Raw genomic sequence first — 12020 nt, forward strand, 5'->3', positions numbered from 1 at the left:
ATGAAAGGAACCAGGGCAGCACAACGTTACGCCAAAGCGATCTTAGACTTGGCAAAAGAGAAAAATTCCGCAGATACTGTTTTTACAGATATGCAGCAAATTTCTCAAACTATCGCCAAGAGTGCAGATCTTGCCGATATGCTTAAAAGTCCGGTTGTTAATTCATCGGTTAAAAAAGCCAGTTTAAAAGAAATTTTTAAAAATGCCGGCGAAATTACCCAGGGCAGTTTTGATGTGCTTATTGAAAACGGAAGGATTAATATTCTTGATCTTGTAGCTAAAAATTATATAGTTCGTTACAATACGTTAAACAAGTCTCAGGAAGCCATTGTAACTTCGGCTGTTCCGTTAACAGCAGAATTGGAAGAAAAGATTTTAGCCAAGGTTAAAGAATTAACCGGAACCGGTGCTAAGATTAAAAATGTTATCAATAAAGATATTATAGGAGGTTTTATTTTAAGGGTTGGCGATTTGCAGTATGACGCCAGTGTATCCAGAAACCTCAGTAGATTAAAAAGGGAGTTAACAAACAACTCATATATTTCGTCTATATAAAATTACCGGCCATAAACCTGTTTTTATACTGAAGTGTTTTTGGTCTTATTTATAAAATGCCCATAATGGGCTTTGAAAATTTTAATAAAAACAGTCACGAGATTATAGTGGCATTTTATCTTAAATAATTATGGCAGAAGTAAATCCTGCTGAAGTATCAGCAATATTAAAGAAACAATTATCAGGTTTTGAAAGCGGAGCCTCTTTAGACGAGGTGGGAACTGTGCTTACTGTTGGTGATGGTATCGCCAACGTTTACGGTTTAGCCAACGCGCAATACGGAGAATTGGTTCAGTTTGACAGCGGCCTTGAAGGAATGGTGTTAAACCTTGAGGAAGACAATGTAGGTATTGTTTTACTGGGACCCTCTAAAGGTGTTAGAGAAGGATCTGTAGTAAAAAGAACCGAAAGAATTGCTTCCATCAATGTTGGTGAAGGTATTGTAGGTCGAGTGGTTGATACTCTTGGAAGTCCAATAGACGGGAAAGGAGCTATTGAAGGGGAAACTTTTCAGATGCCATTAGAGCGTAAAGCCCCTGGTGTAATTTACCGTCAGCCGGTAACTGAACCATTGCAAACAGGAATCAAATCTATTGATGCGATGGTACCTGTAGGTAGAGGACAGCGTGAGCTTGTGATTGGTGACCGTCAAACCGGTAAAACTACTGTTTGTATTGACACCATTCTTAACCAAAAAGAATTTTATGATGCAGGAGAACCTGTACATTGTATATATGTAGCGATTGGGCAAAAAGCCTCAACCGTTGCGGGTATTGCAAAAGTGCTTGAAGATAAAGGTGCTTTAGCTTATACTACCATAGTTGCCGCAAACGCATCAGATCCTGCTCCAATGCAGGTTTATGCTCCTTTTGCAGGTGCAGCTATTGGTGAGTACTTTAGAGATACCGGTCGCCCGGCTTTGATTATCTACGATGATCTTTCTAAACAAGCCGTTGCATACCGTGAGGTATCTTTGCTTTTACGTCGCCCACCGGGACGTGAAGCTTATCCTGGTGATGTTTTCTTCTTACACTCAAGATTATTAGAGCGTGCAGCGAAAGTTATTAATGATGACGAGATTGCACAAAATATGAACGATCTTCCTGAATCCCTTAAAGGAAAAATAAAAGGAGGAGGTTCTTTAACCGCACTTCCAATTATTGAAACTCAAGCAGGTGACGTTTCAGCATATATCCCAACCAACGTAATTTCGATTACCGATGGTCAGATCTTCTTAACTTCAGATTTATTTAACTCGGGGGTTCGTCCTGCGATTGATGTTGGTATTTCTGTATCTCGTGTAGGTGGATCGGCGCAAATTAAGTCGATGAAGAAAGTTGCCGGTACTTTAAAATTAGACCAGGCACAATATCGTGAACTAGAAGCATTTGCTAAGTTCGGTTCAGATCTTGACCCTACAACTTTAAGAGTTATTCAAAAAGGTAAGCGTAACGTAGAAATCCTTAAGCAGGCTGAAAACGATCCGTACCCGGTAGAAGACCAGGTTGCGATTATCTATGCAGGTTCTAAAAACTTGCTAAGAGATGTACCGGTAGAGAAAGTAAAAGAATTTGAAAGAGATTATTTGGAGTTCCTTGATACTAAACACAGGGATGTTTTAGATACTCTAAAAGCTGGTAAATTAACCGATGAGATTACAGACACTCTTACTCAGGTGGCGAAAGAAATTTCAGAGAAATATAAGAAGTAGTATTGAGTATTGAGCTTTTAATAGTTAGAAACTAAAGTTCATATTTAAACTTTAAATAATTGTAGGTATCGAGTATTTTGTCTAAATACTCGATACTCAATACTAAATAAAATGGCAAACTTAAAAGAATTACGTAGCAGGATTACTTCGGTATCTTCAACGATGCAGATCACCAGCGCCATGAAAATGGTGTCGGCGGCAAAGTTGAGCAGGGCTCAGGATGCGATTACGCAAATGAGGCCTTATTCTGAAAAATTAACTCAGCTGTTACAGGATTTAAGTGCGACCCTTGATGATGATGCCAGCAGCAAATACGCCCAGGAACGCGAAGTTAAAAACGTTTTGGTTGTTGCTATTTCATCTAATAAAGGGCTTGCAGGTGCTTTTAATACTAATATTGTAAAAGGCGTTAGATATAAAGCCAAAAATGATTATAAGTCTAATAATTTAGCACTTTATACGCTTGGTAAGAAAGCAAACGATGTGCTTAAGAAGGACCACGAAGTTTATAAGAACAATAATGAAATCTTTGAAGACCTTTCTTTTGAAAACGTTTCAGAGATCGCTGAGGAATTAATGCAGTTGTTCTTAGATGAGAAATACGACAAGATCGTATTGGTGTATAATCAGTTTAAGAATGCTGCTACTCAAGTTGTGCAACACGAACAATTCTTGCCTATTGAGCAATTTGATACCGATGAAGAAAAACAACTGGATTACATTTTCGAACCATCAAAGATCGAAATTGTAAAGGAACTTATTCCTAAGTCTTTAAAAATGCAATTGTTTAAAGCCCTTCGGGACTCATTTGCTTCAGAGCACGGCGCACGTATGACGGCGATGCACAAAGCAACAGATAACGCTAAAGAGCTTAGAGACGATCTTAAACTGTCTTACAACAAAGCAAGACAGGCTTCTATTACCAACGAGATCCTCGAGATTGTTGGTGGTGCCGAAGCATTAAATGGATAAAAGTATTTAATAATATTCCGGAAGTAATTCCGTTCTAAAAACCCGTAAGTTAACTACGGGTTTTTTATTTGGTATGCGTTTTGTTTTTGTATTTTTAAACATCAAACTTTCTATTATGAGGAAACTACTTTTTTTATTCAGCAGTATATTCGCTTTAAGTCTTGTTACCGGTTGTGGTAGCAATAAAGAACTTCAGGAGCGAGCTCCCGCCCAGTTTCAGGATATATATTATACACAGGATGAAAATGGTTTAGATCTTAATATTCCTGTTGCGGCTATTCAGGATAATCGTGTGAATTTGGAAAGTGTTTATTTTAGAGGAATGAAATCTCCCCTGGTTCAGGATAGCGAACAAACCAATCTTTTTACGGCAAATTTTAGCACAAATGGGATGGATATAATGAGTTCTGATCCTGCGGAAGAAAACAAAAACAGGGTTCCACAGAAACCTGAGAAAATGCCTTTTGAAATTGAAGACGATGAAGCTATTCTCATATTTGCGCAAAACGATAAAACCAAATATTATAAATTAACAGGAATAAAAGAGCAAAACTAAGCCTTAAATCTAATTTTCCCTCCTGTTGAGTACCTTTAAGAAACTCTTTCAGCAAACATTTGTCTACGGCCTCGCTACGGTGTTGCCGCGTATGCTTAATGTTTTATTAATACCGCTTTATACCCACGTTTTACCGAAAGAAGAATATGGCGAAGTTTCAATAATCTTCGCCTATTTTGTATTTTTTAATGTTATCCTGGCTTACGGGATGGAAACCGCCTTTTTCAGGTTTTACAATAAAATGAAAAATAGTAAGGAGGTTTTAAGTACTTCCGGCTGGTCTATTGTTGCTACTTCTTTAGTGTTTTTCGCAGCGGCATTTTTAATGCAGGATTTTATTGCTGAAATGGCCAGTATTCCGGTTAAATACATTCAACTCGTCATTTGGATTCTATTTCTGGACGCGCTGGTGATTATCCCGTTCACCTGGTTACGGGCAGCTGAAAAACCTATGCGTTTTGCTATAATTAAAATTATAAATGTTTGCATAAATCTTGGATTAAACATCTTCTTTTTACTATTCTTAGGAGATCTGGCCGAAGAAAATTCAGTTTTTCACAGTATTTATGTACAAGATTTTGAGATCAGTTATATCTTTATTTCCAACCTGGTGGCCAGCGGTGTCACGCTCTTAATTATGCTGCCTTTCTATTTTAAAATAGATTTCAGCTTTAATATCAAGCTTTGGAAATCCATGATGTCTTATGCGTTTCCGGTCTTAATCGCCGGACTTGCTTTTTCAATAAATGAAGTTTTTGACAGGATAATGCTTGATTATCTGCTTCCACAGGATATAGCTCGAGAGGAAATTGGTGCTTACGCGGCCTGTTATAAATTGGCTTTGTTTATGACGCTTTTTGCAACGGCTTTTAGATTGGGTATAGAGCCCTTTTTCTTTAGCCATGCTGAAGCTAAAAACGCCCAAGAAACCTATGCGATAATCACCAAGTATTTCGTGGTTTTTGGTAGTTTTATTCTTATTGCCGTAATCGTCTTTATAGATTTTTTAAAAGAACTTTTAATTCAGGATAGCTCCTATTGGGAGGCAATGCATATTGTACCTCTTATTTTATTAGCAAACCTTTTCCTGGGGATATACCACAACCTTTCGGTTTGGTACAAAATTACAGATCGTACCCGGTTTGGGGGCTACATTTCAGTAGTTGGTGCTTTATTTACCCTTGCGCTCAATATTTTGCTAATTCCGATTATTAGTTATACCGGTTCTGCGATCGCAACTTTGGTGGCTTACGGGGTAATGATGCTGCTTTCTTATTTCTATGGAAGAAAATATTATCCCATTCCTTATAACGTTAAAAAAATAGGCGGCTATTTAATGCTTTCCGTCTTATTTTCGGTATTTTCATTTTATGTTTTCCGCGGAAATTATTTCGTGGGAATTAGCTTATTAATCATATTTCTTGGAACGGTATATGTTTCTGAAAGAAAAGAACTTGTCAAAATTTTACAATCTTAACTATGCAAGTAAAGATCATCAATAAATCGGCACATAAACTGCCGCATTACGAAACTGAAGCTTCAGCAGGAATGGACCTTCGTGCCAATATTTCCGAAGCGATTACGTTAAAACCTTTGGAGCGTACCATTGTGAAAACCGGGCTTTTTATCGAACTTCCGGTAGGTTATGAAGCCCAGGTAAGACCAAGAAGTGGTCTTGCAGCTAAAAAAGGAATTACTGTACTTAATTCACCCGGCACCATCGATGCCGATTATCGAGGGGAAATTGGGGTAATTTTAGTGAATTTGTCCAACGATGAATTCACCATAGAAAACGGCGAGCGCGTCGCTCAAATGGTCATTTCCAAACACGAACATATTTCGTGGGAAGAAGTTGAAGTGCTAGGGGAAACCATCCGTGGTGCTGGTGGCTTTGGAAGTACGGGAAATAAATAAGAATATAATTTAGCCGGTTAATACCGGTTGTGCGGAAAATTAATATGAATAGGGATTTTCAAGAATTGAAGATCACAAAAACTAAATAAATGAAAATTATAGTACCTATGGCGGGTCGTGGTTCACGACTTCGTCCTCATACCTTAACCATACCAAAACCTTTAATTCCCGTAGCGGGAAAACCTATCGTGCATCGTTTGGTAGAAGATATTGCAAAAGTTCTTAACCAACCTATAGATGAAATCGCTTTTATTCTTGGCGATCCTGCGTTTTTTGGAGAAGACGTAGTAGCAAGTTTAAAAGATTTGGCAAAGGGCTTAAATGCGAAAGCTTCAATCTACAGGCAAGATCAACCTTTGGGAACCGGTCACGCTATTATGAGCGCCAAAGAATCGCTTTCAGGTCCTGCTGTGGTTGCTTATGCGGATACATTGATAAAAGCTGATTTTAAACTGGACAAAGATGCCGATGGCGTGATCTGGACTAAGAAAGTAGATAATCCCGAAGCTTTTGGCGTAGTGAATCTTAACGAAAAAGACGAGATTATAGAATTGGTTGAAAAACCTACAGAATTTGTAAGCGACCAGGCCGTTATTGGTATTTACTATTTTAAAGATATTGCGGTTCTAAAAGAGAAATTGGAAGAAGTGCTTAATGAAAACCTAATGCACGGCGGCGAATACCAGATCAACGATGGTATCAAGAAAATGATGGCTGAGGACAGAGTTTTCAAAACCGGAACGGTAGACGAATGGATGGATTGCGGGAACAAAAACGTAACCGTAGAAACCAATGGCAGAATGCTGAATTTCCTCCACCAGGATGGCGAAAAATTGATTTCAGATTCTGTAAAAATCACTAATTCTGAAATAACCGAGCCTTGTTATATTGGCGAAAACGTAGAATTGGTGAATGCCAAAATTGGGCCTAATGTTTCTGTTGGGGACGGAACAAAAATCACCGATGCTGAAATAAAAAACAGCTTAATCCAAACTTTTGCTGAAGTAAAAAATGCAAAACTTGATAACGCGATGATCGGGAATTTCGCGAAATTCAACGGCAAATTTACCCAGATCAGTATTGGTGACTATTCAATTTTAGAATAAGCTTGCTTGAGAGGTTGTATGAAAAGTTTTAAAATCGTCATCCTGAATTCATTTCAGGATCTAAAATATTGATAGTTAAAAAGATGTTAGAGGCTGAAATAAATTCAGCTTGACAAAACGAGACTTTTCAGACAGCCTCTTTATTTCATTTTTGTCCTGATAATTTATTTATGAAAAAGAACTTCTTCATTATTGCTGTGCTTTCAGGAGCTTTATTGACTTTTCAGGGGAGTTTTGCCCAGGAAGAGGAAGTTGTGCTAGAAGATGTAAATCAGGACGATCTTGGCAACGTAACCGACGAATTTCAGGAGCAATTCTTTGAAGCCTTAAAACAGAAAGGCATTGAGAATTACGAAAAAGCTATACTTGCATTAGAAGAATGCCAAAAGTTAGAACCTGGTAATCCGGTGGTGTATTTTGAAATGGCCAGAAATTATAATGAATTAGAGAATTATGATAAGGCGATTGCAAACCTTGAAAAAGCCCATCAGTTAGCCCCAGAAAGAGAAGATGTTTTAAATGAACTTTATAAAAGCTACACCCGGGCGCAGCAATATAATGCTGCTATAGAAACCCTGGTAAAACTTCAAAAGTTTGACGATGATTATAAAGAAAAGCTTGCCAATATTTATTTACTGAATCAGCAGTATGACGAGGCATTGCAAACTATAGATGAACTAGACCAACAGGAAGGCCCCAGCACTTACCGGAATAAATTACGAAGACAAATTTTTGCCCGCACCGGTGATACCGCGGCACAAATAGAAAATCTGGAAGAAAGTATTAGAAATAATCCTGAAAACGAACAGAATTATCTCAACCTCATTTATATCTACAGCGATTTAGGGGAAAATGAAGAAGCTTACAATACTGCACAGGAATTATTAGCTGCAAATCCTGGATCAAGCCTTGTACATTTGGCACTTTATAAATTTCACCTGGAAAGGGAAGAACCAGAAGACGCTGTAAATTCAATGAAAATTGTTTTTGAAAGTGAAGAAATAGATCCCGAATCTAAATTTAAAGTACTAAATGATTTTCTGCTTTTTGTAGATAATAATCCAGAATTTGAAGAGGAATTAATGGAGGTAAGCAAAATGCTTAGTGAACGTGAGAATGCTCCAAAACTCTATGGCCAATTGGGGCAATATTATTTAAATAGAGGTGAAATTGAAGAGGCGCTTAATTTTTTTGAAGCCGGGCTGGCAGAAAGTACCGAAGATTTTCAGTTCGTTAAAAATACTATTTTATTGCAAATAGAGTTAGAAAAGTATAAAGAGGCCCGGGATTTGAGTAAGGAAATGCTAGAGGTATTTCCCGCACAGCCTGTTTTGTTTTTATTACAGGGAATTGCTTTAAATCAACTGGAAGAATATCGGGAAGCCATAGAAATACTTACATTTGGCCTGGATTATTTAATAGATAGTCCCAAAATGCAGGTAGACTTCTATACCCAATTAAGCAGATCACATGAAGCACTGGGAGAAGAAGAAAAATCGGTTGAATTTTTGAAGAAGGCCGAAGCATTAATTAAAGAAATTGAATAGATGTATAGAAAGATTTTAGGATTGGTATTGTTAAGCCTTTTTGTTGTTTCCTGCGGAAGCCGAAGGGGAGTAAAAGGGATTGCTACTAAAAATGCCGAAGCCGCTAATATTATAGAAAGTCATTATAATTCTGAAACCGATTTTAAAACTCTTAGCGGAAAATTAAGAACGGTTTATCAAAGCGAAGAACGCACCCAATCGGTAAATCTTAGTTTTAGAATGGAAAAAGATAAGGCGATTTGGATGAGTGCTTCAGTGCTGGGATTCCCGGTGGCAAAAGCCTATATTACCCCTTCTCGAGTGAGCTACTACGAAAAAGTGAGTCAAACTTATTTTGATGGGGATTTTAGATTGTTAAGTGATTTGTTGGGAACACCTTTAGATTTTCAAAAACTTCAAAATTTGCTAATAGGGCAGGCAATTTACGATCTTAGGGAAGAAGAATTTGAATTCTCTCAAACAGCCAAAGGCTTTCAATTTATGCCTGCTGAAGAAGGATTAATAAAGAAAATGTTCCTGTTGAATCCCAAAAATTTTAAAACCGCTGCCCAGCAACTGGCGCAAACCCAGGAGAATAAAAGTGTAACGGTAACTTATTCAGATTTTCAGGAAGTAGAAGGAAAAATTTTCCCAGAAGAAATAAGGATTATTGCCAACGAAGCCGGTAGAAGTACAAGAATAGAACTTACTTACCGTTCACTGGAATTCGACCGCGGAGAATTGAGTTTCCCGTTTGATATTCCGTCAGGTTATGAAGAAATTAGTTTATAATGAAGCTTAAGCAATTTTCTGAAATTTTATTTTGCATTGGTTTTTTACTGCTTTCCGCAGGGAATTTGTCAGCTCAAACAACTCGTGAAACCCTTGAGAAAAAACGGATAGAACTTCGAAATGAAATTCGTAGAATTAACGAACTAAGAAGCAGTAATAAGCAAAAGGAACGTTCGGTTTTAAGTCAGGTAGAAGACCTGGATCAACAAATAAGAAGTACAGAAAACTTAATAAAAGTAACCAACCAGCAGGCGAATCTTTTAACCAATCAAATTAGTGCCAATACCAATAAAATTTCCCGACTTAGGCAAGAATTGGAACAGCTTAAGGAAGATTATGCCCGGATGATCGAGAAATCTTACAAAAGTAAATCTACCCAAAGCAGGATAATGTTTTTACTTTCTTCAAAAAACTTTTTGCAAGCTTATAAGCGCCTGCAGTATATGAAGCAATATACAAACTACAGGAAACAACAGGGAGACGAAATTCAAGCGCGTACAGAAGAATTGCAGCAGCTAAACGCCAATCTAGCCGATCAAAGGGAAACCAAGGATGCACTTATTGCCGAAAACAGGCAAACCCGTGCGCAATTGGAAAAAAACAAAAAGGCACAGCAGGATTTAATGCAGAATATTAGAAGTAAAGAAGGTGAATTCGCGGCACAGATTAGACAAAAACAACAGGAAATAAATAAAATAGACGCGCAAATTGAGAAAATGATTCGTGAGTCTATTGCGAAATCCAACGAAGAAAGCGGTTCTGCTGAAAGGGATGTTTACGAGTTAACTCCTGCAGCAAAAGCGCTTGCAGCCGATTTTGTTAAGAACAAAGGCCGTTTGCCCTGGCCGGTGAGATCTGGTGTTGTTACTTCCCGTTTTGGAAGGCAACCGCACCCGGTGGTAAAAACTATTTCCATTAATAATAACGGGGTAAACATCGATACCGATCCAGGTGGAAAAGCCCGTGCTGTTTTTAATGGTATGGTGAGTGAAGTGCAAGTGCTAAAAGGGGCAAATAAAGCCGTAATGGTGAGGCACGGAGATTACATTACTATTTACGATAACCTTGAACAAGTTTTTGTAAAAAAAGGAGATGTGGTAAATACAGGGCAGGAACTTGGCGCAGTTGCTACTAGCCGGACTTCAGGGAAAACTACCTTACATTTCCTGATTTATAAAAATATGCAGAAGATGGATCCGGCAGATTGGATCCTGGAAATGTAGTTTTTAAGATTTTTAGCTTCGGTTAGGTTAGATAGAATGGTTAAAGTCCATACTACTCATGTTTTTTAACCGATTACCTTAACAAATATAGTATACTAATAATTTTATTTAGAGTAAGGCTTCATTTACAAAATCCAAACGGTTAGTCTTTAAACAAAGCTTTAAGTTCTGTGGCTTCGTTGGGTTTCATTTTACCGGCGAGTACGAGGCTAAGTTGTTTTCTTCTTAAAGCGGCATCGTAGCGTTGTTTTTCGAGCTCTGTTTCGGGTTCTAAAGGTGGTACGGCAACAGGTGCACCTGTTTCATCTACGGCTACAAAAGTATAAATAGCTTCATTGGCTTTAGTTCGGTTTCCGCTTTCGCGATCTTCTACCCAAACATCGATAAAGATTTCCATAGAAGATTTAAAAGCACGGGAAACTGCTGCTTCTACGGTAACAACACTTCCTAAAGGAACGGCTTTATTAAAGGCAACGTGATTTACCGAAGCGGTAACAACTATCCTGCGGCTGTGTCGCCTCGCGGCAATACTGGCAGCGCGATCCATTCGCGCAAGGAGTTCTCCTCCAAAAAGATTATTGAGTGGGTTGGTTTCACTGGGTAAAACCAAGTCGGTTAAAGTAGTTCTGGATTCTTTTGGGTGTTTTGCCTGCATTTTGCCAATTTTGGGCAAAAATAAGGTGCTTTGCGCAATTTACGGCTTAAAGAACTATTAAAGTTCCTGTACCAGTAACCACGCACCTTCGTTAGAAGATTTTACTTCGCGTAGCATATTTATGGCATCACGTCTTTTTTCGTGGCTGGCGTAAACAACCTGATGTAGACCATATCTGTTTTCGCCAAGTAGATGTGCTTTAAAACCTTCTTTTCTAAGTTCTGCGACCTTTGTTTTCGCATTTTCTTCTACGCGAAATGCACCGGCTACAATATGGTAATTTCCGGTTTGTTTAGCTACGTTAAAAGTTACGGCCGGTAAAGGATTATCAATTATAAAAGTAGCCTGCTGAATTTGCTCCTGAAGTTGTTCTTGCGCTTGTTGTTGCTCGGCAATATTGTGTTTAGAAACCTGGCTGCTATATATATTTAAACCCGCAAAGCCTGAAATTCCCAGGGCAATAAGACCAATAGCAGCATGCTTAAGATAAGCAGGTGATTTTCTTCTTTCCGGAGTGAAATGTATTGGAGCCTTTTCTTCAAGTTCTTCAACTTGCTTTTTATAAACTTCCCGACTAATCGCAGATGCTTTTACGTTTTCCAGGCCAAAAGAATCGGTTAGGTAATTTACCTTTTCAACAGGTTCAAATTGAAGTTTTTCTTCAGCATAATAAAAACGGCCAATATTTTCCAGTTCAACCTTTCCGTCTTCCTTAAAAGACTCTTCCAGTTTACCCACAAATTCAGTAATCTTATTAACCGCAGTGGAATAAGATACATTTTGTGTGGCAGCGATGTAGTTGGCTAAAAGTCCATCGTTCTTTTTTAATTGCGAATTAAAGGAAACTACCTTCTTGGGCGGATGTAAAACCTCACTTTCTTTGTCTATATAAGCCGGCTCTTTTTGGGAAAGGAAAGCCCCGAAACCGGGTAATATTACGCATTCGTAACGATAAAGTAAATCCTGGATGTAGTTAGCTATCTTCATTGCCGCAAAAATAAGGTGTTATT

General features: G+C 38.2%; 12 protein-coding genes. 10 read left to right on the forward strand and 2 right to left on the reverse strand.

From position 1 onward, the window contains the following. The 10 genes from atpH to LB465_RS08920 all read left to right on the forward strand — a co-directional run bounded on the left by atpH (position 1) and on the right by LB465_RS08920 (position 10355). Positions 1-555 carry an ATP synthase F1 subunit delta gene (gene atpH, locus LB465_RS08875; RefSeq protein WP_224469432.1) on the forward strand — a complete coding sequence of 185 codons (555 nt, stop codon included), beginning with the start codon at positions 1-3 and terminating at the stop codon, positions 553-555. Positions 556-685: 130 nt separating this feature from the next. Beyond that, the gene (atpA, locus tag LB465_RS08880) at positions 686-2266 is read left to right on the forward strand and encodes a F0F1 ATP synthase subunit alpha (protein ID WP_224469435.1); all 1581 of its coding nucleotides are present in this window, start codon (positions 686-688) and stop codon (positions 2264-2266) included. Between the two features lie 111 nt (positions 2267-2377). Next, positions 2378-3238, forward strand: coding sequence for an ATP synthase F1 subunit gamma (gene atpG, locus LB465_RS08885; protein ID WP_224469437.1), 861 nt, complete (start codon positions 2378-2380; stop codon positions 3236-3238). Between the two features lie 115 nt (positions 3239-3353). Continuing rightward, positions 3354-3794: a hypothetical protein gene (locus LB465_RS08890; protein ID WP_224469439.1), complete on the forward strand. Its 441-nt coding sequence runs from the start codon at positions 3354-3356 to the stop codon at positions 3792-3794. A 25-nt stretch (positions 3795-3819) separates the two neighbouring features. Then, positions 3820-5271 carry an oligosaccharide flippase family protein gene (locus LB465_RS08895; protein WP_224469441.1) on the forward strand — a complete coding sequence of 484 codons (1452 nt, stop codon included), beginning with the start codon at positions 3820-3822 and terminating at the stop codon, positions 5269-5271. A gap of 2 nt (positions 5272-5273) precedes the next feature. After that, a complete protein-coding gene (dut, locus tag LB465_RS08900; RefSeq protein WP_224469443.1) occupies positions 5274-5708 on the forward strand; it encodes a dUTP diphosphatase in 435 nt (144 codons plus the stop codon). Between the two features lie 89 nt (positions 5709-5797). Next, entirely contained in the window at positions 5798-6814 is a 1017-nt protein-coding gene (locus tag LB465_RS08905) for a sugar phosphate nucleotidyltransferase (RefSeq protein ID WP_224469445.1), read from the forward strand. 170 nt (positions 6815-6984) lie between these two features. Next, a complete protein-coding gene (locus LB465_RS08910) occupies positions 6985-8361 on the forward strand; it encodes a tetratricopeptide repeat protein (protein WP_224469447.1) in 1377 nt (458 codons plus the stop codon). After that, entirely contained in the window at positions 8362-9132 is a 771-nt protein-coding gene (locus tag LB465_RS08915; RefSeq protein ID WP_224469449.1) for a DUF4292 domain-containing protein, read from the forward strand. Next, positions 9132-10355: a murein hydrolase activator EnvC family protein gene (locus LB465_RS08920; RefSeq protein ID WP_224469451.1), complete on the forward strand. Its 1224-nt coding sequence runs from the start codon at positions 9132-9134 to the stop codon at positions 10353-10355. The genes LB465_RS08915 and LB465_RS08920 overlap by 1 nt, the downstream gene beginning before the upstream one ends. Positions 10356-10497: 142 nt before the next feature. Here LB465_RS08920 and LB465_RS08925 read toward each other — a convergent pair whose 3' ends face one another. Beyond that, on the reverse strand, positions 10498-11010 hold the full coding sequence (locus LB465_RS08925) for an acyl-CoA thioesterase (protein ID WP_224469453.1): 513 nt from the start codon (positions 11008-11010) through the stop codon (positions 10498-10500). Positions 11011-11067: 57 nt separating this feature from the next. Continuing rightward, positions 11068-11997, reverse strand: coding sequence for an HU domain-containing protein (locus LB465_RS08930; RefSeq protein WP_224469456.1), 930 nt, complete (start codon positions 11995-11997; stop codon positions 11068-11070). Positions 11998-12020 lie beyond the last annotated feature (23 nt).

The sequence above is a fragment of the Salegentibacter lacus genome, assembly GCF_020164555.1.
GTDB classification, from domain to species: domain Bacteria; phylum Bacteroidota; class Bacteroidia; order Flavobacteriales; family Flavobacteriaceae; genus Salegentibacter; species Salegentibacter lacus.

Coding starts and splice junctions, on each gene's coding strand:
- atpH (WP_224469432.1), top strand. CDS start 1: ATGAAAGGAACCAGGGCAGCACAACGTTACGCCAAAGCGATCTTAGAC.
- atpA (WP_224469435.1), top strand. CDS start 686: ATGGCAGAAGTAAATCCTGCTGAAGTATCAGCAATATTAAAGAAACAA.
- atpG (WP_224469437.1), top strand. CDS start 2,378: ATGGCAAACTTAAAAGAATTACGTAGCAGGATTACTTCGGTATCTTCA.
- LB465_RS08890 (WP_224469439.1), top strand. CDS start 3,354: ATGAGGAAACTACTTTTTTTATTCAGCAGTATATTCGCTTTAAGTCTT.
- dut (WP_224469443.1), top strand. CDS start 5,274: ATGCAAGTAAAGATCATCAATAAATCGGCACATAAACTGCCGCATTAC.
- LB465_RS08905 (WP_224469445.1), top strand. CDS start 5,798: ATGAAAATTATAGTACCTATGGCGGGTCGTGGTTCACGACTTCGTCCT.
- LB465_RS08910 (WP_224469447.1), top strand. CDS start 6,985: ATGAAAAAGAACTTCTTCATTATTGCTGTGCTTTCAGGAGCTTTATTG.
- LB465_RS08915 (WP_224469449.1), top strand. CDS start 8,362: ATGTATAGAAAGATTTTAGGATTGGTATTGTTAAGCCTTTTTGTTGTT.
- LB465_RS08920 (WP_224469451.1), top strand. CDS start 9,132: ATGAAGCTTAAGCAATTTTCTGAAATTTTATTTTGCATTGGTTTTTTA.
- LB465_RS08925 (WP_224469453.1), bottom strand. CDS start 11,010: ATGCAGGCAAAACACCCAAAAGAATCCAGAACTACTTTAACCGACTTG.
- LB465_RS08930 (WP_224469456.1), bottom strand. CDS start 11,997: ATGAAGATAGCTAACTACATCCAGGATTTACTTTATCGTTACGAATGC.